The sequence below is a fragment of the Klebsiella sp. CN_Kp100 genome (assembly GCF_040065315.1).
In the GTDB taxonomy this organism is placed as follows: domain Bacteria; phylum Pseudomonadota; class Gammaproteobacteria; order Enterobacterales; family Enterobacteriaceae; genus Klebsiella; species Klebsiella oxytoca.
Genome location: NZ_JBEAIJ010000005.1, coordinates 169535 through 192701, shown reverse-complemented (window position 1 = coordinate 192701; position 23167 = coordinate 169535). Strand labels below are relative to the sequence as shown.

Below are 23167 nucleotides of genomic sequence, written 5' to 3'. Positions count from 1 at the left end.
TCAGGCATTGCTGCCACCCGGCTCAGTGCCGCCGAAACGACGCTCTCGATTAACAAAGGCATGGAGTGCACCTTCAAAGTCCTGTTCAGCGAAATCGGGCCAAAGAACATCCGTAAAGTAAAGTTCGGCATAGGCAATTTGCCAAATCAAAAAGTTACTAATGCGGTGCTCTCCCCCGGTCCTAATAACTAAATCTACGGGAGCCAGTTCATGCATGCACACCTGCTGGCTCAGCATCTCTTCCGTGATTTGTTCGGGCTGGAGTAACCCGTCTTTTACCTGTTTGGCCAGATGACGAACGCCCTGAACGATATCCCAGCGGCCGCCGTAATTGGCGGCAATGTTCAGAGTCAAACCGGTGTTGTTCTCAGTAAGCGCTTCCGCTTTGCGAATACGTTCCTGTAAACGCGCATTGAATCGCGTGGTCTCGCCGATGATACGCAGGCGCACATTGTGCCTGTGCAGACTTTTTACTTCGCTATCCAGTGCCCAGACAAACAGCTCCATCAGCGCGCTGACTTCCTGCGCCGGGCGATTCCAGTTTTCACTGCTGAACGCGTATAACGTCAACGCTTCAATACCATTATTAGCCGCGAATGAGACGGCGCGACGAACAGACTTCGCGCCGGCTTTATGGCCAAAGGCGCGGATTTTTCCTTGCCGTTTAGCCCAGCGACCGTTGCCGTCCATAATAATGGCGACATGACGACAGCCATGCGCAGGCAACATTTCGCTGACAGTTTGATTAGCAGACAACATAACGCGTTTTAAGTCCATAATAAGGATTAGCTAAGCTACTAAACACGGGCCACCGGTCAGCGCTGGATACGCATTTTTATCCGGTGCCGGAGCTACGGCCAATCGCAGAGAACAACCAAAAGCTTTACGCAAAAAAGCCGTGTCTTGCCACGGCCACCGTAATCTTTCACACCAAAATGCAACGATCGGATGGCGCAGACTATATCACCGAAGCCATGCGCCCACAAATATCACAACGAGTATCAGAATTTGCGCTGCGCCGCTAGCAGCCGACCTGCGCTTGCCCGGGCCATAGCGTCAATAGCCAGTACTTCATCAATACTTTGCGGTTCATTTAGCGTCTGTTGATCCAAGACCGACTGATTGATTGCCGCAATATCGATAAAGCGAATATCACCGTTGAGGAATGCCGCGACCGAGACTTCGTTTGCCGCATTCAGCGCGGTTGTCGCCGCCTGCCCCACATCAAACGCGTCCATTGCCAGCTTCAGGCAGGGATAACGCGCATAGTCCGGCGCGGAGAAGCTCAGGTTGCTCAGTTGACAAAAATCCAACGGTTTTGCTCCTGAGTTGAGACGCTTTGGCCAGCCCATCGTATGGGCGATCGGCGTCCGCATATCCGGCTCGCCGAGCTGCGCCAGCACGCTCCCATCCTGATAGCGCACCATCGAATGAATCACCGATTGCGGATGAATCAGAACTTCCATCTGCTGCGCAGATGCATTAAACAACCAGCGGGCTTCGATATACTCCAGCCCCTTGTTCATCATGGTGGCGGAGTCGACAGAAATCTTGCGCCCCATGGACCAGTTTGGATGCTTACATGCCCGATCGGGGGTCATCGCCGCCAGTTCCGAAATCGCCGTTTCGCGGAAAGGACCACCGGAGCCCGTTAGCAGAATCGACGACACGCCGTTTTGGGTTAAATCAGCGTACCCCAGATCCTGTTGAACTGTTTCCGGCATACTCTGAAAAATCGCATTGTGCTCGCTATCTACCGGTAACAAACGCGCTCCGTATCTCTGCACGGCCTCCATAAACAGACGGCCGCAGGTCACCAGCGACTCTTTGTTCGCCAGCAGCACCGTTTTACTCGCGCGAATAGCTGAAAGCGTCGGTACCAGGCCCGCTGCGCCGACAATCGCCGCCATGACCTGGTCAACGTCGTCGAGCGCTGCCACTTCCGCGGCAGTCTGCTGGCCGCTCATGACCTCAGTCCGGCTACCCTGCTCGCGCAGTTTTGACCGCAGCAGTTCAGCGCTGCGCGCATCATCCATTACCGCGTAACGAGGGGAGAATTCCAGACATTGTTCAACCATACGGTCGACATTTTTCCCGGCGACCAGCGCAGTGACAGAAAAACTATCTGGATTATGGCGCACCACGTCCAGCGTGCTGCAGCCGATAGAACCGGTCGAACCGAGAACGGTTAATTGCTTCATGAGGCGTCCAGAAAAGGTAGACAGGATTAAAAGCAAAACGCCGCCAGCAAACCCTTGTGCATCAATGATCGGATGGCAGAGCGGAGGCGCAGCGCCTTTGACATGGTGCCAAAGGCTACAAGGCCAGCCGTCTGAACGCAATCCCGAAAATTGAGCGTACGGTCTCCTGTACGGCGTTTCAGATTTTACGCAGGTCGATGGTCAGACCCGCGTGTCGGCAGAGAATCAGAACTGCATCAGTTCCGCTTCTTTATCCGCCAGCGCCGCATCAACTTTTTTGATAGCAGCATCAGTCATTTTCTGCACATCTTCCTGAGAACGGCGATCGTCATCTTCGCTGATCTCTTTCTCTTTCAGCAGTGCTTTTACTTTGTCGTTGGCATCGCGACGAACGTTACGTACGGCAACGCGCGCCTGTTCAGCTTCACCACGCACGATTTTGGTCAGATCTTTACGACGTTCTTCGGTCAGCGGTGGCAGCGGAACGCGGATATCGCTTCCCGCGGAGCTTGGGTTCAGACCGAGGTCGGAAGCCATAATCGCTTTTTCAACGGCCGGGCTCATAGAGCGATCGAAAACGTTGATCTTCAGCGTGCGGGAGTCTTCTACCGTTACGCTAGCCAGCTGGCGCAGCGGGGTCGGCGTGCCGTAGTATTCCACGATAATGCCATCCAGCAGGCTGGGAGAAGCACGACCCGTGCGTATTTTGCTGATTTGGGTTTTGAACGCTTCGACGCATTTCTCCATGCGTACTTCAGCATCTTTTCTGATATCGCTAATCACGTTACGAATCCTTGAAAACTTGTCTCAGACAGACCAGACGGTCGCCCACTGCAAAAGTGAGCTAAGTATAGTCATGTTTATGCTCAGCGTCCTTCAGGCTGAGGAATCAGCCGCAGCATTCCGTCCACCGAGCATGTTGAAAACCATCGGGTCAAAAACCCGAAAAAGTAAGGCCGAATATTACCCGTATTTGGCGCCGACGGGAATTACTCCGTAATTAATGTGCCTTCTTTTTCGCCCATCACCACGCGACGCAGCGCGCCAGGCTTATTCATATTGAATACGCGAATCGGCAATTTGTGGTCGCGGGCCAGGGTAAAGGCAGCAAGATCCATCACTTTCAGCTCTTTATCCAGCACTTCGCTGTAGGTCAGCTGATCGTACATGGTTGCAGAAGGATCCTTGGCCGGATCGGCGGTAAAGACACCGTCGACTTTGGTCGCTTTTAGCACCACATCGGCTTCAATTTCAATACCGCGCAGGCAGGCAGCGGAATCGGTAGTAAAGAATGGGTTACCGGTACCCGCGGAAAGAATCACTACGCGGTTGTTACGCAGCAGGCTAATTGCTTCTGCCCAGCTGTAGTTATCACACACGCCGTTCAGCGGAATCGCTGACATCAGGCGGGCGTTCACATAGGCGCGATGAAGTGCATCACGCATTGCAAGGCCGTTCATGACCGTTGCCAGCATGCCCATGTGGTCGCCCACAACGCGGTTCATACCTGCTTTCGCCAGACCAGCACCACGGAAAAGGTTACCGCCACCAATCACTACGCCAACCTGAATACCCAGCTCAACCAGTTCTTTAATTTCCTGAGCCATGCGGTCAAGTATGCTCGCATCAATACCGAAGCCTTCTGAACCTTGCAGAGCTTCGCCACTTAACTTAAGCAGAATACGTTTGTAGACGGGTTTTGCATTGGTAGCCATGTTTCTTTCCTGAGACTGTCAACGAATGAGATGAGTTAATTCCGGCGACATTGTACGTCGCTTTTCAGCGTGCCCACTATAGCGGTTGGCTGAATTTACACATTAGGCGCAAAAAGAAGCCGCCCTCAGGCGGCTCCTTTTGAAAATTAAGACTGCTTGGACATCGCAGCAACTTCTGCTGCAAAGTCAGTCTCAACTTTCTCAATGCCTTCGCCCACTTCAAAGCGGATGAAGCCAGTCACGTCAGCGTTATGCTCTTTCAGCAGTTGAGCAACAGATTTGCTCGGATCCATAACGAACGGCTGACCGGTCAGAGAAACTTCGCCGGTGAATTTCTTCATGCGGCCTTCAACCATTTTCTCTGCGATTTCTTTCGGCTTGCCAGACTGCATGGCGATATCCAGCTGAACCTGGTACTCTTTTTCTACCACTTCAGCGGAAACGTCTTCCGGCTTAACGAATTCAGGCTTGCTTGCAGCGATGTGCATAGCCAGCTGTTTAACCAGCTCTTCGCTCGCGCCTTTAGCAGCAACCAGAACACCGATACGCGCGCCGTGCTGGTAAGAACCCAGTACTTCGCCTTCCAGGGAAGACACGCGACGGATGTTGATGTTCTCACCGATTTTAGCAACCAGCGCAACGCGTTCTTCTTCGAACTGTGCTTTCAGAACTTCAACGTCGGTGATTTTGCCAGCAACTGCAGCATCCAGAACTTTGTTAGCAAATGCCTGGAAGCCACCATCTTTAGCAACGAAGTCAGTCTGGCAGTTAACTTCCAGAATGATGCCGTAGGTGCCATCGATTTTGGTAAGGATGACGCCGTCAGCTGCAACGTTGCCTGCTTTTTTCGCTGCTTTAATAGCACCGGATTTACGCATGTTTTCGATTGCCAGCTCGATGTCGCCGTTCGCTTCAGTCAGCGCTTTTTTGCAATCCATCATGCCTGCGCCAGTACGCTCGCGCAGCTCTTTTACCAGGGATGCGGTAATTTCAGCCATTCTTTAATCCTCGGGAGATGTGATCTGCCCGGTTCCAGGAACCAGACAGATTTGAAAGTGAAAAAGGGGCCGCTAAGAGGCCCCTATTTATACACGGTACTAAATAAGGGTATGCCTTATTATTCAGCTTCTACGAAGCTTTCTTCCGCCTGAGAAGCCAGATCCTGAGAACGGCCTTCACGAACGGTAGCAGCAACAGCGCTCAGGTACAGGCTAACTGCACGGATTGCGTCGTCGTTACCCGGGATAACGAAGTCAACGCCGTCCGGATCGGAGTTAGTATCAACGATAGCAAATACCGGAATACCCAGGTTGTTTGCTTCTTTGATTGCGATGTGCTCGTGGTCAGCGTCGATAACGAACAGCGCGTCCGGCAGGCCGCCCATGTCTTTGATACCGCCCAGGCTGTTTTCCAGCTTGTCCAGCTCACGAGTGCGCATCAGCGCTTCTTTCTTGGTCAGCTTGTCGAAAGTACCGTCCTGGGACTGAGTTTCCAGGTCTTTCAGACGTTTGATAGACTGACGAACGGTTTTCCAGTTAGTCAGCATACCGCCCAGCCAGCGATGGTTCACGAAGAACTGGTCGCAGCTGTTAGCAGCGTCTTTTACCGCTTCGCTTGCAGCGCGCTTAGTACCAACGAAAAGGATTTTACCTTTACGAGAAGAGATCTTGTTCAGTTCAGCCAGCGCTTCGTTGAACATCGGTACAGTTTTCTCAAGGTTGATGATGTGAACTTTGTTACGCGCGCCGAAGATGAAAGGCTTCATTTTCGGGTTCCAGTAACGGGTCTGGTGACCAAAGTGAACACCAGCCTTGAGCATGTCGCGCATGGAAACAGTTGCCATGTTTAAAACCTCTATAGATAAAAGTTGGGGTTATGCCTCCACGTATCCCATATTACCGACCCCAAAGGGCACCCCGGAATATGTGCCGATACGTGTGTGTTGTTACACAAAGTGAGATTTGTCGCTTCAGTCCATCTTGTGTATCTGAGAATGGAACAGAAGTCCGGCGCGCTTTATATCACAAAACAGGACCGGACACCAACTGTTGTTGACGTCGCGTGCTGTTAATGATTCTCAATTTGGCAGCAGGACGCCCGGACTGTTAACATTGTTCAGACATAATCTATTATTGTCGAAAAAATCGACACTGCTGGACACAATCCATGGCTATTTCTATTAAGACATCTGAAGACATCGAAAAAATGCGCGTTGCCGGCCGCCTGGCCGCTGAAGTGCTGGAAATGATCGAGCCCTACGTGAAACCGGGCGTCAGCACCGGCGAACTGGACCGCATCTGCAACGATTACATCGTTAACGAGCAAAAAGCCGTTTCTGCCTGCCTGGGCTATCACGGTTTTCCCAAATCCGTCTGCATCTCTATTAATGAAGTGGTGTGCCACGGGATCCCGGACGACGGCAAGCTGCTGAAAGATGGCGATATCGTCAACATTGACGTCACCGTCATTAAAGATGATTTCCACGGCGATACGTCAAAGATGTTTATCGTCGGCAAGCCGACTATTCTTGGCGAGCGCCTGTGCCGCATTACCCAGGAAAGCCTCTATCTGGCCCTCAAAATGGTCAAACCGGGAATCAATCTGCGCACCATCGGCGCAGCTATTCAGAAATACGTTGAAGCCGAAGGTTTCTCCGTGGTGCGCGAGTATTGCGGACACGGTATCGGCCGCGGTTTTCATGAAGAGCCGCAGGTGTTGCACTACGATTCTCCGGAAACCAACGTGGTGCTCAAGCCAGGCATGACCTTTACCATTGAGCCGATGGTCAACGCCGGCAAAAAAGAGATCCGCAGCATGAAAGACGGCTGGACGGTAAAAACCAAAGACCGGAGCTTGTCTGCGCAGTATGAGCATACTATTGTGGTGACAGACAACGGCTGTGAAATACTGACGTTACGCAAGGATGACACCATCCCGGCGATAATCTCGCACAACGATTGATGAAAAGCCGGCGCCAGCCGGCTTTTTTATGACGAGCACCCTGTGGGCCGCCGCAAGCGACGTTAAAAATCGCTCCCGGCGATTTTTTATGACGGGCATCCTTGCCCGTCACCCTAAGGGCCGCCGCAAGCGACGTTAAAAATCGCTCCCGGCGATTTTTTATGGGCGATAGTTTTTTCTTATGGTGGCGCGATGAGCAACTCTTTATCTGATACTGTCTCCCCTTCCCTCGCCGGACAGCCCGCTAATCCGGACCGCTGGCCGCAGAGTGATTTCAACTGCGCGGCTATCAAGACGCATATCGACGCTTTCCAGCGCTGGCTGGGCGAGGCTTTTGACCAGGGCATCGTCGCAGAGAAGTTGATTGAGGCGCGGACCGAATTTATCGATCAGCTGCTCCAGCGGCTGTGGATTGAGTACGGTTTCGGGTCAATTAACGACATCGCGCTGGTCGCCGTCGGCGGTTACGGTCGCGGCGAACTCCACCCGCTGTCAGATATCGATCTGCTTATCCTGAGTCGTAAAAAGCTGCCCGATGAGCAGGCCCAGAAGGTCGGCGAGCTGCTGACGCTGCTGTGGGATATTAAACTGGAAGTTGGCCACAGCGTGCGCACCCTCGAAGAGTGCCTGCTTGAGGGGCTATCAGACCTCAGCGTCGCCACCAACTTGATCGAATCGCGTCTGCTTATAGGCGACGTCGCGCTGTTCCTTGAACTGCAAAAACACATCTTCAGCGACGGCTTCTGGCCATCGGAAAAATTCTTTGCGGCAAAAGTTGAAGAACAGAATGTCCGCCATCAGCGCTATCACGGAACCAGCTATAACCTGGAGCCGGATGTGAAAAGCAGCCCCGGCGGCCTGCGCGATATTCATACTCTGCAGTGGATCGCGCGCCGCCATTTCGGCGCCACCTCGCTTGATGAAATGGTCGGTTTCGGCTTCCTGACCGAAGCCGAGCGCAACGAGCTTAATGAATGCCTGCATCAGCTGTGGCGGATTCGTTTTGCGCTTCATCTTGAGCTCAACCGCTACGATAACCGCCTGCTGTTCGACAGGCAATTCAGCGTCGCCCGTCGCCTGCGCTATGAAGGCGAAGGCAACCAGCCGATCGAACATATGATGAAGGATTTCTTCCGCGTCACTCGTCGGGTCAGCGAGCTGAACCAAATGCTGATCCAGCTGTTTGAAGAAGCGATTCTGGCGCTCACCGAAGATGAGAAACCGCGGCCGATTGATGATGATTTTCAACTGCGCGGCACGCTTATCGATCTGCGCGACGACACGCTGTTTATCCGCGAACCGCAGGCGATTCTGCGCATGTTCTTTATGATGGTGCGCAACAGCAGCATCACCGGTATCTACTCCACTACGCTTCGCCATCTGCGCCACGCCCGGCGCCATCTGACGCAACCGCTTTGCTATATTCCCGAAGCGCGGACCCTGTTCCTCAGTATGCTGCGCCATCAGGGCGCGGTTAGCCGGGGACTGCTGCCGATGCACCGCCATAGCGTGCTGTGGGCCTATATGCCGCAATGGTCGCATATTGTTGGTCAGATGCAGTTTGACCTGTTTCACGCCTATACCGTCGATGAACACACTATCCGCGTACTGCTCAAGCTGGAGAGCTTCGCCAAAGAAGAGATCCGCAGCCGTCACCCGCTGTGCGTTGAGCTGTGGCCGCGCCTGACGCATCCGGAGCTGATCTTTATCGCCGCCCTCTTCCACGATATCGCCAAAGGGCGCGGCGGCGACCATTCAATTCTCGGCGCGCAGGATGTGTTGAAATTCGCCGAGCTCCACGGTCTTAACTCTCGCGAAACCCAGCTGGTCGCCTGGCTGGTGCGCCATCATCTGCTGATGTCGGTCACCGCCCAGCGCCGTGATATCCAGGATCCGGAAGTGATCAAGCAGTTTGCCGAAGAGGTACAGACGGAGAATCGTCTGCACTATCTGGTCTGCCTGACCGTTGCCGATATCTGCGCCACCAACGAAAACCTGTGGAATAGCTGGAAGCAAAGCCTGCTGCGCGAGCTCTATTTCGCCACCGAAAAGCAGCTGCGCCGGGGAATGCAAAATACGCCGGATATGCGCGAGCGGGTGCGTCATCACCAGCTACAGGCGCTGGCGCTGCTGCGAATGGAAAATATTAATGAACAGGCGCTGCATCAAATATGGAACCGCTGCCGCGCGAACTACTTCGTGCGCCATACGCCAAACCAGCTCGCCTGGCATGCGCGCAATCTGCTGCAGCACGATCTCAGTAAGCCGATGATCCTGCTCAGTTCCCACGCCTCGCGCGGCGGCACCGAGATTTTTATCTGGAGTCCGGACCGCCCTTATCTCTTTGCCGCCGTTTGCGGCGAGCTGGATCGACGTAATCTTAGCGTTCACGATGCGCAGATCTTTACTACCCGCGACGGTATGGCGATGGATACCTTTATTGTTCTTGAGCCGGACGGAAGTCCGCTTTCCGCCGACAGGCACGAAATGATCCGCGTGGGCCTGGAACAGACCATCACCCAGCGCAGCTGGCAACCGCCGGCTCCCCGCCGTCAGGCGGCAAAACTGAGGCATTTCTCCGTCCCAACGGAGGTTAATTTCCTGCCGACGCATACCGACCGCAAATCTTTTCTGGAACTGATTGCTCTCGATCAGCCGGGTCTGTTAGCGCGCGTTGGTCAGGTGTTTGCCGACCTCGGAATTTCGCTCCACGGCGCGCGAATTACGACAATTGGTGAGCGAGTAGAAGATTTATTTATAATCGCCACCGCAGACCGGCGCGCCCTTAATAATGAGCTACAGCAAGAAGTGCAACAACGGTTGACAGAGGCCCTCAATCCAAACGATAAAGGGTAACGTATTTTTTTAAGTAAATGGAAAGAGTAAACAATGCAGCAATTACAGAACGTTATTGAGTCCGCCTTTGAGCGTCGCGCCGACATCACGCCGGCAAACGTGGATACCGTAACCCGCGAAGCGGTTAACCAGGTGATTTCTCTGCTTGATTCCGGCGCGCTGCGTGTCGCTGAAAAAGTCGACGGCCAGTGGGTCACCCATCAATGGCTGAAGAAAGCGGTTCTGCTCTCTTTCCGTATTAACGATAACCAGGTTATCGATGGTGCGGAGAGCCGCTACTTCGATAAAGTCCCAATGAAGTTCGCGGATTATGATGAAGCGCGCTTCCAGAAAGAAGGCTTCCGCGTCGTTCCGCCAGCGGCCGTTCGCCAGGGGGCGTTTATCGCTCGCAACACGGTTCTGATGCCGTCCTATGTGAACATCGGCGCATACGTTGACGAAGGTACCATGGTTGATACCTGGGCGACCGTCGGCTCCTGCGCGCAGATCGGTAAAAACGTGCACCTGTCCGGCGGCGTCGGCATCGGCGGCGTGCTGGAGCCGCTGCAGGCTAACCCTACTATTATCGAAGATAACTGCTTTATCGGTGCGCGTTCTGAAGTGGTTGAAGGCGTGATCGTTGAAGAGGGTTCCGTGATCTCCATGGGCGTCTATCTCGGTCAGAGCACCAAAATCTACGATCGCGAAACCGGTGAAGTGTTCTACGGCCGCGTGCCAGCAGGCTCCGTTGTCGTCTCCGGCAACCTGCCGTCGAAAGATGGCAAGTACAGCCTGTACTGCGCGGTCATCGTGAAGAAAGTTGATGCCAAAACCCGCGGCAAAGTCGGAATCAACGAACTTCTGCGTACTATCGACTAAGCAGTATAAAAAGCGGGAGGCATCCCGCTTTTTTTATATATTGAGCTGGCGAAGATGGATTTTTTCGTTAATTATTCAAAGATTACGATGATATCAAAGGTACCGTTATGTACGATAATCTGAAAAGTCTTGGTATTACCAATCCTGATGAAATCGATCGCTATAGCCTGCGGCAGGAAGCCAATAACGATATTCTGAAAATCTACTTTCAGAAGGATAAAGGCGAGTTCTTCGCCAAGAGCGTCAAGTTTAAATATCCGCGTCAGCGCAAAACCGTGGTCGCCGACGGCGTGGGCCAGGGCTATAAAGAAGTTCAGGAGATTAGCCCTAACCTACGCTATATCATCGACGAGCTGGATCAAATCTGTCAGCGCGATCGTACCGAAATCGATCTGAAACGTAAGATCCTGGACGACCTGCGTCACCTGGAAAGCGTTGTCACGAATAAGATCAGCGAAATTGAATCCGATCTGGAAAAACTGACGCGAAATAAATAAGCCTGATACGGGCCAGAGTCTGGCCCTGTTTCCCCCTCTCTTCTCTCACTCATGCCTCATCTGCGAACTCAGTGAACCTCAGATTTTCGTCTCTCATCTCATTTCATCTCATTTTGCTATCCACATGAATTACATAATAAAATAAGGACATGTATGTTCATTTTCCACCTAAATAGGAGGTCATACTATGACACTGGAAATTGAACAAACATGTTATACTCTGCAATCTGCGCCCTGGCTGGATCGCGCAGATTTTCAAAAAGGACGCAAGCACGATCGTCAGCCTCTGGGCTTTATTCTGCCCGCCAATACGGTGCTGCAAATCCGCCAGCCGGATATTAGTAACGGTAATGCGATCCTACGCCTGCTGTGCGATGATACCGCGGTAGAGAGCACCTGCACGCTGGCCACAGGCTGGAAAACAGTCAGCGCAGCCGTCGATACCGTCCCTTTTGTCGATACTCTGTTTACTGACCAGCCCTGCGAGTTCACTATCGTCTATCAGCAACCTGCGGCAACTAAACCCCTACCGAGCTGGAAAGCGGGCCAATCCGAGGATGAATTTTTCTTCAGTTGGGAGAAAAATAAATCGTCATTCGCGCTGCTTGATTTGGATGTTATTACCCTGCTGCTGCCCTATGCCGACCGCGATAATGCAATGAAAGCGGGCTTACCGGCACTGCACCGTTTTTATACCCACATTTTCAAATGTTATAACGAGTGGGCTGGTCTAAGCGATAATCCGGATGCGCCGTGGAACCAGGATGTTGCCAACCGCTACTTTGTACGAGCTGATAAACATGGCGTCGGCCTGGCTTATTATGGTTCAGGGTGGTGCGCACAAAACTCCGCAACCATTGGCGAAGGCTGGCTGGATAACGTCGCCACGCAGTGGGTAATCCTGCATGAGATTGGCCACGGTTATCAGGGTAAATTTATGCAGGACACCACTCTGCCCGTTAGTGAGGTGTGGAATAATATTTACGCCTCGTTCTACCAGCAGCTCACGCTGAACCAGGATAATCATCTCTATGTTGATGGCTGGCTTTATAACTATGGCCAGCAGGCCGTGCAAGAAGTCCAGCTAATGAACTATATTAACGACCAGACGCCGGTAGCCAGCTGGGGCCTACGCCCGCGTCTGCAATTTTTGATGCTGATGCTGCTCAAAGCGGGAACCAAAGCATTTAGCGCCTTCAACCAAAACTATCGTGAACTGGCCAATGGGGATAACTTCTGGCCGTCCGATCATCAGCTTGTTGATATGCTGGCGACCGCCATTGCTACCGCCACTGGGTATGATGTGACTCCATTTATCGAGCTAGGCGGCTTAACGCTGGAAAATGCTACCCGAAAAAATATCGCCGCGATGGGCGCAAAACCGCTCTATCCGCTATATCTTTTACTTCCGCAAAGCGAATGGGATAGCGCGCGGCGGCAGCTGGGCCTGGATTCCTTCGTCTGGCTGGTGGATAACAGCGAACTGGCATCATTAGGCAAAACGGGCACGCTTTCCCTGACGCTCAATATCGACCAGCCGGATCAAATCTACGGTCGGACGCTGACTATCAAGGATAATTGCGGCACGCGTTATTCCCTGTTTGTCGATGATGACACCTTGCTTCTGAATGACATTCCCATTGGCATTTATCAGATCGATCCACCGAAGGGTCGTTCACAAAAATATCGTCCGGACATCAGCTATCTTATTGTAAAAGAAGGTGCCAATGCCGCTACCGTCAACTATACCCGGCTAAGCGACACCAGCGCGCACAACGTGAGAATGGACTTTTTAGGTCTTAGCGATAAGCTATTTGCCTGTCTTGATATCGATTACGAAAATCAGCAACTTATTTTAGACGTTATCAGCACTACGCCGCATAGCTACTATCCTGATACGCTGTATGCTAGCGTAAGCGTTCTTTCCGCGAGCGGTGAAAAGATTTTTGAGCGCAAAATGAACGGCACGAACTGCGCCACCGGTAAGGAGATTGTTCCCTTCGGCCCTCACTATCACTTATATATTACTCACGTCGAGCCGGGACGACTGAAAGCCTCGCCGGGATATTTAACGCTGCTCTCAAGTGGAAAATTCCAGCTGATGCGCATTGATGATAATGGGCTTTATAGCTTTATTCTCGACAATAATCCGGCAGAAGACTTACAGACTATTTTCGAACACAATGCTCTGGCGATACGTAGCAAGCCATGGCTGTTAGCACAGGAAGAGAGCGTAAGTAAAAACGATCTCTGGCTGCTGCTCTCTCGTATGGAAGAGCCTCAGCGCAGCAAATTGCTCAAAGAGTATGCCGACGTCCTGCCCCAGGATAATAGCGAACCGGGCGAACTGACGGGCAAAAGCGTTACCCTCAATCTCAGAGGGCAAGGCAATAAAGATTTTTGCCAGATCGTTATCGATAATCAGCAGCACACAATGACGGTCGCCACGCGTACCGGCGCGCCGCACCCGTATTATGTTTCCCATACCTATGCCAGCATTACGGTAACCGGAGCAGACGAAACGGTGGTTTATCACCGCAGCTATGCCGGAGCGACCAATAACCTGGCAAACAGCGAGACTATCGCGCTCGCTGAAAACATGATCATTGAGGTTTTCCATGATGAGCCATTCCGCTCCAGCGCCTGCAATGATACGACTCATCGCGCAGTTACGCTGAAGCAACACAACCGCTGGCGGGTTGTGAAGGATGGGCTGACGACCTGTTCGCTTATACCCGAAGAGCAGGATGAGGAAACCCCTGATGCTGAGGAGGGGGCAACAGAGCTTTACGGCGATCTCTTCACCTGGCAGCTGCTCGGCGAAAATAATACCCGTTTCGCGACGATGGAGATGGATATTGGCGGCGGCGCGCTGACCTTTACCGCCAGCCCTGGGGTGCCGAATAAGCAATTTACGACGACCTATGCCACGGTAAATGTCTACAATACGCGCGGCTCGGTGGTTTATCGCCAGTCCATTAAAGGCTCATCGCAGCTTGGCGATTATATAGATACGGCAATACTCGATGAGGGCTATATCGTCGAAGTCTTTCATGCCGAAGCCGGAGATCGCTCCGTCATCATCAATCCGTTAAATGGTCATTCCTGGCCACAGCCTAATACCGTCTCCTGGCAAGTCACGACCCGCGGACTGCAGCGCCTGTAATCCGCCATCCCCACTCCCGCCTGCGGCGGGAGTGTTTTTAACGCTGCTCATCCAGCTGGAGCGCAATATACAGCAGCAGACGATCGTCAAAATTTCCTAAATCCAGTCCCGTCAGTTCAGAAATACGGTTCAAGCGATATTCCAGCGTATTACGATGGATAAATAGCGCTTTGGAGGTCGCCAACGGCTGCACGTTATGACGAAACCATGCCTGTAAAGTACGGCGCAGCAGGCCATTGTTATCCATCGCCTTCAGGCGAACCAGCGGGCGCGCCAGCTCATTGGCCTGCCAGCCACCGCGCAGGCTATCCAGCAGGACCGGCAGCATCAAATCCTGGTAGAAATAGCTACGGCTTTCGGGCATCCGCTGCTTGCCGACCATCATCGTGGTTCGGGCGGTGCGGTACGAACGAGCAATGCTGCCCGGCCCGGTAAAGAAATTGCCCAGCGCCACGCGAAAACGCAGCTGACCGTTCTCTTTCATCCGGCTAATTAGCTGCTCAACGCGTTTGCAGTGATCTTCTGCATCCCAGCGCCCAAAGGCATTCAGCGCGGGCTTCAGCACCACCATCTCGGTCAGCGAGACAATGGCCACCAGATTATTACGATCCGGCGTGGTCAGCGCGGTTTGCAGCTGCTGCAGTTCCGCCATCGCGCTATCGACACCCAGCTGGCCGCTATCCACTTCAATCATCGCCACGACGCGCGGTTGATTGAGATCGATCCCCAGACGCTGCGCCCACTCAGTCAGCGCCGGCGTGTTCTCTTCCGCCTGAATCAGGTTCATGACCAGCTCTTCGCGCAAACGGCTATCCTGGGCCAGGAGATGCATCAGCCGCGATTGTTCCAGCATCATCTCGGCGGTCATACAAACCAGTTCCCCGTATTTGCGCAGCGACTCCGGTTCTCCGGTCAGACCGATTACGCCAACGATCTCCCCTTCCAGACGCAGCGGCAGATTGATCCCCTGACGCACGCCGTGCAGGTGGCGGGCAACAGCATCATCAATGTCGACAACCCGTCCCTGAGAAAGCACCAGCAGCGCCCCTTCGTGCAATTCACCAATTCGCTCGCGGTCACCGCTGCCGATAATGCGCCCTCGGGCATCCATCACGTTAATATTGGTATCAATGATGCGCATCGTGCGCGCCACGATATCCTGCGCCATTTTGGTATCAAGATGCCAGCCAGCCATGTAACCCTCCCGTGAGCAGGCTACCAGCATAGAAGAGTTCGCAAAACGCCGCATTGTGCATTTGCCCAAAGCCGGGGAGAGAAGTATGGAGTTGTGGAAGATGTCACAGAACCAAAAATGGAACCCTCAGCAGAAAGAAAAAGCCCCTTCCCTCCGCAAGGAGAGAAGGGGCTTTGCAGACGGCGACGAATTACTGCATCAGCAGATAAATAGTCGCATCGCCGCGCTGAATGTTCAGCGCCAGAACAGAGGGCTTGGCATCAAAGATTTTGCGCAGGTCGGCAATATTTTTCACCGGTTGCTGGTTAGCGCCAACGATGATATCGCCTTTTTTCAGGCCAATCTGCGCCGCCGGAGTGCCCGCTTTCACGTTACTCACCACGACGCCTTTGTCCTGGCCTTTGTTGCTCATTTCCGCACCTTCAATACCGTTGAAGATCGTGCTGGAATCAACCTGATTCTGGTTGCTCTGCTGCAGCTCAACGGTCACCGTCACCGGCTTACCGTCTCGCAGCAGGCCAAGCTCGACTTTGCTGCCGATCGGCATGGTACCTACCTGGGCACGCAGAGCGGCGAAGCTGCTGATCGATTTACCGTTCAGCGTGGTAATCACATCGCCGGCTTTAATGCCCGCCTTAGCGGCGGCCGAGTTTGGCATCACCTGGCTGACGAACGCGCCGCGCTGCGCATCAACTTTCATCGCTTTTGCCAGCTCGGAATTCAGCTCGGTACCCATGATACCCAGCTCACCGCGCTTCACCTGGCCAAACTTAACCATCTGATCGGTAAGGTTTTTCACCATATTGCTCGGAATAGCGAAGCCGATACCAATGTTGCCGCCGTCCGGCGCCAGAATCGCAGTGTTGATACCGATCAGCTCGCCGTTCAGGTTAACCAGCGCGCCGCCGGAGTTACCGCGGTTAATGGCCGCATCGGTCTGGATAAAGTTCTCATAGTTTTCAACGTTCAGGCCGCTACGACCTAACGCGGAGACGATCCCCGAGGTCACGGTTTCGCCCAGACCAAACGGGTTACCGATCGCTACGGTGTAATCGCCGACGCGCAGAGCGTCAGAGTCCGCCAGTTTAATCGCGCTCAGGTTTTTCGGATCCTGAATTTGAATCAGCGCAATATCAGAACGCGGGTCTTTGCCGACGACTTTCGCGTCGAACTTACGGCCATCGCTCAGCTGAACTTTAATGGTTGTCGCGTTATCCACGACGTGGTTGTTGGTGACGACATAGCCTTTAGCGGCATCAATGATGACCCCGGAACCGAGGGCCATAAATTTCTGCTGCTGTCCGCCGTTGCCGCCCGGCGCGCCGCCTTGTCCGCCGCCCTGACAGAACGGAGAGCTCTGGAACGGCGAACCATCCTGGCAGAATGGTGAATTATCGCCAAAGAACTGCTGGAAGTTTCGCGGCATCCGCGGCGTATTAACGGTGGTGCTCCCCTCAACGTTAATGCTCACGACCGACGGCATCACTTTTTCCAGCATCGGCGCCAGGCTTGGCATCTGCTGCGCATTAGTTGCCGAAGAAGCTGTTTCCGCCGCGCTCGCAGAGAGAGGGGACAACGCCAGACCTAAACTCAGAGCCAGGGCACTCATTGCTAACGTGGTTTTTTTCATATGTTTCAATCTCGATTTCAGATAACGAATAGTTGCTGTGTAGGTGACTATCAGAGTCATTTTATAGCGCGAAGTTCCGGAATGAAGTTTTGGTAAAAGTAAAAATTTATTGTCCGTCTTTACAAAACTCAGCCTTATTCTACGGCCATCAGGCGACGATATTCATCCCATGCATACAAGTCGGTCATTCCGCTGATATAGTCCTGAATGAGACGACAGCGATAATAATATTCCATCACCGGAAATTCCGGATTACTGCGTGAAATCTTATTTACGGCCTCGACGTAAGCCAGCCGATGGCGAGTCGAAAGTTTCTGGAACAGACGCGAAGCAATCGGTAAACTCCGCACCCGCTCTTTTTCCACCAGCAGACTAAACTCATCGAGCGATAATTTTAGCAACGGCTGGTATATATCTAACAAACCACTAATCACTCGATAACCTTGCAGTTCCAGCTGCTCAACGTCAGGATGGCTAAACACATGTTTTACCGCAACATTTTTGTATAGTTCAAGCAGCTGACTGCAATCGCTATCGTCTTCAAGCAGCGCGTGATTAAAATCGCCGCTGAAAATCTTCTCCAAGTTATCAATAAACCGACGCGCCGCGTACGGTACCAGCCTATTGAGCGTATTCACCCGTAAATACATAAAAAACTGATCTTCAGTGCTGCGACTCAGAGAATTCGCACGCGATTTCTCCCAGGCGTTTTCGACAACTTGATTAAACAAGGAGCCTTTTTCGTGAACCCCCCAGGCCTCATAGAGATGCTGATAAAGCTGCTCTACGCTGAAGATGCGTTTTTCTACTGCATCCTCAAGGTCGGCAACGCAATATGAGATATCATCCGCGGCTTCCATAATCCACGTTAATGGGAATCGATTGTAAGGAGCCAGATCCAGTTCTTTACGCAACCTCGCAACATAGCCTTCTTCGGCTAAATAATAACCAGGTTTCTTCATTAAATAATTGTGGCTGGCCGGCGGTTCCCCGCGCCACCATGCCGGACGGGTATATTTTAAAATACAGCCCACCTGCGCCCAGGTCAGATTCATTCGCATCAGCGTATGCACTAACCGAATGCCCTGCGCATTTCCCTCAAACCAGCACAAATCCTGGCGAACTTTACGGCGAAGCTCATTCAGTTGGCTATCGCCTTCCTGCAGGCGCAGCGCCGCAACTACGCAGCGATCGTCGGTTAACGGCTGGCTGGCCGCATCGCCGGGAAAAAGCCGCTGGCTGAACCAATCGTTAATTGCCGCCTCGCCAAAATGGCCAAATGGCGGATTGCCGATATCGTGCATCAGGCAGGCCATTTCAACAATGCTCTCAAACGGCCCGGTGAGCTCATCCAGCCCGTAGCGTTCGAGCAGCTTCTGCTCTTTCAGCCGGCTCAGCACCTCTTTAGCGATATAGCGGCCCACCTGCTGAACTTCCAGGGAGTGGGTCAACCGCGTACGCACCGCAGCGTTGCGCTCCAGCGGGAAAACCTGAGTTTTTTGCTGCAGCCGGCGGATCGCTGGCGAGTTAATGATGCGCCCGCGATCGCTTTCGAAAATTCGCAGGATTTCTCGCTCCGTCTCAACGCCCTGCGGTGAACGGTAGCGGCGACGCCAGTTAATCTTGTTGCGAAAATCGATCTTAGCCATGATCTCCCCCGAGCGAGCAATAACGTTTCCTTCTAAGCGCATGATAGACTATGCCGCTAAAACCCACACATCGCGAGTAAATCTATGAAAATCGGCATTATTGGCGCAATGGAAGAGGAAGTTACCCTTCTGCGCGACAAAATCGACAACCGCCAGACTATCACTATCGGCGGCAGCGAAATCTACACCGGCCAGCTTCAGGGTATTGACGTCGCTCTGTTGAAATCGGGTATCGGCAAAGTTGCCGCCGCCATGGGCGCGACCCTGTTGATGGAACACTGTAAGCCGGATGTGATTATCAACACCGGTTCTGCGGGCGGTCTGGCATCAACCCTGAAGGTCGGCGATATCGTCGTTTCCGACGAAACGCGCTATCACGATGCGGACGTTACCGCGTTTGGCTATGAGTATGGTCAGCTGCCGGGCTGTCCGGCCGGTTTCAAAGCCGATGAGAAGCTGATTGCCGCCGCGGAGACCTGCATCAAAGCGCTCAACCTTAACGCGGTACGCGGGCTCATCGTCAGCGGCGATGCTTTCATCAATGGTTCCATTGGTCTCGCAAAAATCCGTCATAACTTCCCGCAGGCCGTCGCGGTAGAAATGGAAGCCACGGCCATCGCGCACGTCTGCCACAACTATGGCGTACCTTTTGTAGTCGTTCGCGCCATCTCCGATGTTGCCGATCAGCAGTCGCATCTCAGCTTCGACGAGTTTCTCGCCGTTGCCGCGAAACAATCCACCCTGATGGTGGAAAATCTGGTGCAGCACCTGGCCCGTGGCTAAGTCGTTTATAACGGCGCTTGCCGCCCTGCTGCTGCTCGCCCCGGCGTGGCTTTTCGCCGCGCCGCGGGTGGTGACGCTCTCTCCCGCCAATACAGAACTGGCGTTTGCCGCCGGCATTACGCCAGTTGGCGTCAGCAGTTATTCCGATTATCCCCCTGAAGCCGCAAAGATAGAGCAGGTCTCCAGCTGGCAGGGGATGAATCTGGAACGTATCGTCGCCCTCAAGCCCGACCTGGTGCTGGCCTGGCGCGGCGGTAACGCTGAGCGGCAGGTCAATCAGCTAAGCTCGCTCGGGATAAAAGTCATCTGGGTCGAAACGTCGACCATTGAAGACATTATCGCGACGCTTCGCCAGCTGGCGCAGTGGAGCCCGCAGCCGGAAAAGGCGCAGCAGGCGGCGCAGAATATGCAAAGTGAGTACCAGAAGCTGAAAGCCCGCTATGCCAACGTGCCGAAAAAACGCGTTTTTTTACAGTTCGGCGCCAACCCTCTCTTTACGACCAGCAAAGGCTCGATTCAGGATCAGGTTCTGACGCTGTGCGGGGGAGAAAACATTTTTGCCGCCAGCCGGGTTCCCTGGCCGCAGGTTAGCCGTGAACAGGTGCTGGCAAGGCAGCCGCAGGCTATCGTTATCGCCGGCGATGCCAGTAAACTTCCCGCCGTTGAGCGCTATTGGCAGAATCAGCTAAAAATTTCTTTTATTGCGCTACATGGCGACTGGTTTGAACGCGCGAGCCCACGTATTATCCTCGCCGCAAAACAACTCTGTACTGCGCTCGAACAGGTAAAATAATCACCTGATAACCCAGGTGCTCAGAACCTATCCCACCAGGCGCTATTGTTGCAGACAGTCTGGAACACAGCGAGGAACAACCGCAGCGTACACGCAGTACGTGAGGTTCGTCAGCGCTGACCAGGGTCAAACTGGCAAATGAAATAGCCTGATGGGGTAGACTATAAGTGGGAACTGACGATGCTTGTCTATTGGCTGGATATTATTGGCACCGCCGTGTTTGCCATCTCTGGCGTCCTGCTGGCTGGAAAGCTGCGCATGGACCCTTTCGGCGTGCTGGTATTAGGCGTGGTGACCGCAGTGGGCGGCGGAACCATTCGTGATATGGCCCTTGCTAACGGCCCGGTATTTTGGGTTAAAGATCCTACCGATCTGGTAGTGGCGATGGTCACCAGCATGCTGACTATCCTGCTGGTGCGCCAGCCGCGTCGGTTACCGAAATGGGTGTTGCCGGTACTGGACGCCGTCGGCCTGGCAGTATTTGTCGGGATCGGCGTCAACAAAGCCTTCCTTGCTCATAGCGGACCGCTGGTGGCCATCTGCATGGGCGTCGTCACCGGCGTCGGTGGAGGGATTATTCGCGACGTGCTGGCGCGCGAAATCCCGATGATTCTGCGTACGGAAATCTACGCGACCGCCTGCATCGTTGGCGGTATCGTACACGCAACGGCGCACTACACCTTCCAGGTTCCGTTAGAAAACGCGGCGATGTCAGGGATGGTGGTTACGCTGGTGATTCGGCTGGCGGCAATCCGCTGGCACCTGAAGCTGCCAACGTTTGCACTTGATGAGAATGGACGGTAATAAAAGCAAAACGGTAACCTTAACGTTACCGTTTTTAATGTTTGCTCCCTCTCCCTGTGGAAGAAGGGGCTCACGATCGCACTATCTTTAGACGCTGAATGAGGAGCCGCAGCCGCAGGTGCTTTTCGCATTCGGGTTGGTCACGATAAAACGCGAACCTTCCAGTCCCTCGGTATAATCGACGGCGCCGCCGACCAGATACTGCAGGCTCATTGGGTCAACCACCAGGCCGACGCCCTGCTTCTCGATAGTCATATCGCCTTCGTTAACCTGATCGTCAAAGGTGAAGCCGTACTGGAAACCGCTGCAGCCACCGCCGGTGATGTACACGCGCAGTTTCAGGTTCGGATTGTCTTCATCCGCAATCAGGTCTTTTACTTTAATCGCTGCGGCTTCGGTAAACTCCAGCGGCAACGCTACGTCATCACTCATTTTATGCTCCCATTGATACTTCTGACCGGTTAAAGAATAACCCGACCTTTTGAGCCATTATCTAATACCCGAGTAAATCGTTCAAGTATTCTCCCCGCCGACAGGCTGCGCCCTGGCTTCCTGTTCCGCTTTTTGTTTTGCGAGAGTACGCTGCAGAATAGTCGAGTATAAAGGCTTACCGCCGAGGAATTGTGCCAATAGTGTTGCGCCGAGGCAGGTAATAATCATTGGCAAAATGAGCTGATAATTATCGGTCATCTCCAGCACCAGCACGATACCGGTCAACGGCGCGCGGACCGAGGCGGCAAGCAGCGCCCCCATACCGGCAATGGCAAAGGTTCCCGCATCCAGATGATACGCAGGAAACAGCGGCGTCGCTGCCATACCAAACGCCGTACCCAGCAGCGTCCCCAGCGCCAGCATCGGGGCAAAAATTCCGCCCGGCGCGCCGGAAGAGAAGCAGAGCAGCGTGGTAATCACCCTCGCGATAAAAATAAACAGCAGCAGGCCAACGGAAAAATTGCCCGCCGCGGCGATGGGGATCAGGTTAAATCCGCCGCCGGACGCTGCCGGCTGAATCAGTCCCAGCACGCCGCAGCTACCGCCGATCAGGCCGCCAATCAGCACCCATTTCTTGATGTTGCCGCCGTGAATCCGCTGGAACATATCCTGGGTACGCAGCACCAGCGTATTAAATAACGGACCCACGCAGCCAAAAATCATCCCAAGGATCAAATACAGCCACAGCGTGTTGACCGGCGCATTGCTGAGCTTACCGACCTCGATAACCGCTTTATCGCCATTGAAGATACGGAAAACGATGGTTGCCATAATCACGCCGGTAAACACGGCTTTAATGGAGATCAGGTTGTAGCGAAACTGCGGGCGCATCTCTTCAATAATAAACAGAATCCCGGCCAGCGGCGCGTTAAAAGCGGCGGAGAGCCCCGCGGCGGCGCCGGTCGCCAGAAGCGTATGACGCGCTTCCGGACTACGCATGCGGAAGACGTCCACCACCATGCGCCCAAGATTGCCCCCAAGCTGCACCATCGGCCCTTCGCGCCCCAGCACCATCCCCGCGCCCAACGTGCCCATGCCGCCGATAAACTTCACCGGCAGCACGCGCCACCAGCGAACGGGACGCAATTCCTCCAGCGCACCTTCAATTTCCGGGATCCCGGAGCCGCCTGCTTCCGGCGCAAAACGACGGACGAGGAAATAGCCCACCATCGCCAGCAAAGCGGAGAGGATAAAAGCCAGCGGCCAGACCAGAAACCAGTGGTCCGCCACCTCTACCAGCGCGCCAATGCGCACGTTTTGCACCCAGTTGACGCTTTTCTCAAACGCGACGCCAACCAGCCCCGCCAGCGTTCCGACAACGGCCGCCATCAATAACACCGCCAGCGGCGTTTTATCACGCTGAATCAACCGACGCACGGCATCGCTGCGGCGAACGCGTACGAACTGATGTGCTGAAAAAGAGGGATTTTCTGCTTTCATGCCATTATCAATGATTAGTAATACAAATAGAAAGAAGGGCATTCTAGCCAACCGGACAGGCTCCGTCGTCAAAAAAATGCGCTGCGCCCCCATTGTTTCAATTGGGCAAAACTTTCATAACCTTCCT

The 23167-nt window shown here is 53.6% G+C and carries 19 protein-coding genes; 8 read left to right on the top strand and 11 right to left on the bottom strand.

Going from position 1 to position 23167, the window contains the following annotated elements; genetic code table 11:
- The 6 genes from ispU to rpsB form a co-directional block, all read right to left on the bottom strand.
- Positions 1 to 759 (bottom strand): (2E,6E)-farnesyl-diphosphate-specific ditrans,polycis-undecaprenyl-diphosphate synthase, encoded by a 759-nt coding sequence (ispU, locus tag ABLV12_RS05870; protein ID WP_348866904.1) that lies wholly within the window; start codon positions 757 to 759, stop codon positions 1 to 3.
- 242 nt (positions 760 to 1001) lie between these two features.
- Positions 1002 to 2201, bottom strand: coding sequence for a 1-deoxy-D-xylulose-5-phosphate reductoisomerase (ispC, locus tag ABLV12_RS05865; RefSeq protein WP_348866903.1), 1200 nt, complete (start codon positions 2199 to 2201; stop codon positions 1002 to 1004).
- A 225-nt stretch (positions 2202 to 2426) separates the two neighbouring features.
- Entirely contained in the window at positions 2427 to 2984 is a 558-nt protein-coding gene (gene frr / locus ABLV12_RS05860) for a ribosome recycling factor (RefSeq protein ID WP_004107940.1), read from the bottom strand.
- Positions 2985 to 3190: 206 nt separating this feature from the next.
- A complete protein-coding gene (gene pyrH, locus ABLV12_RS05855; RefSeq protein WP_004098747.1) occupies positions 3191 to 3916 on the bottom strand; it encodes a UMP kinase in 726 nt (241 codons plus the stop codon).
- A 146-nt stretch (positions 3917 to 4062) separates the two neighbouring features.
- Positions 4063 to 4914 (bottom strand): translation elongation factor Ts, encoded by an 852-nt coding sequence (gene tsf, locus ABLV12_RS05850; RefSeq protein WP_004110718.1) that lies wholly within the window; start codon positions 4912 to 4914, stop codon positions 4063 to 4065.
- 119 nt (positions 4915 to 5033) lie between these two features.
- Complete coding sequence (rpsB, locus tag ABLV12_RS05845; protein WP_003856207.1) at positions 5034 to 5759, bottom strand: 30S ribosomal protein S2; 726 nt, start codon at positions 5757 to 5759, stop codon at positions 5034 to 5036.
- 323 nt (positions 5760 to 6082) lie between these two features.
- On the opposite strand from rpsB, the gene map reads away from it, so the two are divergent.
- From map to ABLV12_RS05820, 5 genes are all read left to right on the top strand, one after another.
- A complete protein-coding gene (gene map, locus ABLV12_RS05840) occupies positions 6083 to 6877 on the top strand; it encodes a type I methionyl aminopeptidase (RefSeq protein ID WP_004107944.1) in 795 nt (264 codons plus the stop codon).
- A 192-nt stretch (positions 6878 to 7069) separates the two neighbouring features.
- Positions 7070 to 9733, top strand: a complete 2664-nt coding sequence (glnD, locus tag ABLV12_RS05835; RefSeq protein ID WP_064398244.1) for a bifunctional uridylyltransferase/uridylyl-removing protein GlnD — start codon at positions 7070 to 7072, stop codon at positions 9731 to 9733.
- A 33-nt stretch (positions 9734 to 9766) separates the two neighbouring features.
- Positions 9767 to 10591 carry a 2,3,4,5-tetrahydropyridine-2,6-dicarboxylate N-succinyltransferase gene (gene dapD, locus ABLV12_RS05830; protein ID WP_004107948.1) on the top strand — a complete coding sequence of 275 codons (825 nt, stop codon included), beginning with the start codon at positions 9767 to 9769 and terminating at the stop codon, positions 10589 to 10591.
- Between the two features lie 107 nt (positions 10592 to 10698).
- Positions 10699 to 11088: a DUF3461 family protein gene (locus ABLV12_RS05825; RefSeq protein WP_004098742.1), complete on the top strand. Its 390-nt coding sequence runs from the start codon at positions 10699 to 10701 to the stop codon at positions 11086 to 11088.
- Positions 11089 to 11275: 187 nt separating this feature from the next.
- On the top strand, positions 11276 to 14254 hold the full coding sequence (locus ABLV12_RS05820; RefSeq protein WP_064398246.1) for a putative mucin/carbohydrate-binding domain-containing protein: 2979 nt from the start codon (positions 11276 to 11278) through the stop codon (positions 14252 to 14254).
- A gap of 37 nt (positions 14255 to 14291) precedes the next feature.
- Here the strand turns inward: ABLV12_RS05820 and cdaR are convergent, their stop codons facing one another.
- From cdaR to dgt, 3 genes are all read right to left on the bottom strand, one after another.
- Complete coding sequence (cdaR, locus tag ABLV12_RS05815) at positions 14292 to 15449, bottom strand: DNA-binding transcriptional regulator CdaR (protein WP_004098741.1); 1158 nt, start codon at positions 15447 to 15449, stop codon at positions 14292 to 14294.
- Positions 15450 to 15639: 190 nt separating this feature from the next.
- Complete coding sequence (gene degP, locus ABLV12_RS05810) at positions 15640 to 17079, bottom strand: serine endoprotease DegP (RefSeq protein ID WP_004107952.1); 1440 nt, start codon at positions 17077 to 17079, stop codon at positions 15640 to 15642.
- A 134-nt stretch (positions 17080 to 17213) separates the two neighbouring features.
- Positions 17214 to 18728, bottom strand: coding sequence for a dGTPase (dgt, locus tag ABLV12_RS05805; protein ID WP_016808888.1), 1515 nt, complete (start codon positions 18726 to 18728; stop codon positions 17214 to 17216).
- An 84-nt stretch (positions 18729 to 18812) separates the two neighbouring features.
- Between dgt and mtnN the strand changes: the two genes are divergently transcribed.
- From mtnN to ABLV12_RS05790, 3 genes are all read left to right on the top strand, one after another.
- The gene (gene mtnN, locus ABLV12_RS05800; protein ID WP_004107960.1) at positions 18813 to 19511 is read left to right on the top strand and encodes a 5'-methylthioadenosine/S-adenosylhomocysteine nucleosidase; all 699 of its coding nucleotides are present in this window, start codon (positions 18813 to 18815) and stop codon (positions 19509 to 19511) included.
- Positions 19504 to 20304, top strand: a complete 801-nt coding sequence (gene btuF, locus ABLV12_RS05795; protein ID WP_017144950.1) for a vitamin B12 ABC transporter substrate-binding protein BtuF — start codon at positions 19504 to 19506, stop codon at positions 20302 to 20304. The genes mtnN and btuF overlap by 8 nt, the downstream gene beginning before the upstream one ends.
- A 180-nt stretch (positions 20305 to 20484) precedes the next feature.
- The gene (locus ABLV12_RS05790; RefSeq protein ID WP_004107962.1) at positions 20485 to 21108 is read left to right on the top strand and encodes a TRIC cation channel family protein; all 624 of its coding nucleotides are present in this window, start codon (positions 20485 to 20487) and stop codon (positions 21106 to 21108) included.
- Positions 21109 to 21195: 87 nt separating this feature from the next.
- Here the strand turns inward: ABLV12_RS05790 and erpA are convergent, their stop codons facing one another.
- Together erpA and clcA are read right to left on the bottom strand one after the other, a co-directional pair.
- Positions 21196 to 21540 (bottom strand): iron-sulfur cluster insertion protein ErpA, encoded by a 345-nt coding sequence (gene erpA, locus ABLV12_RS05785; protein WP_004098733.1) that lies wholly within the window; start codon positions 21538 to 21540, stop codon positions 21196 to 21198.
- Between the two features lie 81 nt (positions 21541 to 21621).
- On the bottom strand, positions 21622 to 23040 hold the full coding sequence (gene clcA, locus ABLV12_RS05780; RefSeq protein ID WP_148720834.1) for a H(+)/Cl(-) exchange transporter ClcA: 1419 nt from the start codon (positions 23038 to 23040) through the stop codon (positions 21622 to 21624).
- Between the last annotated feature and the right edge of the window lie 127 nt (positions 23041 to 23167).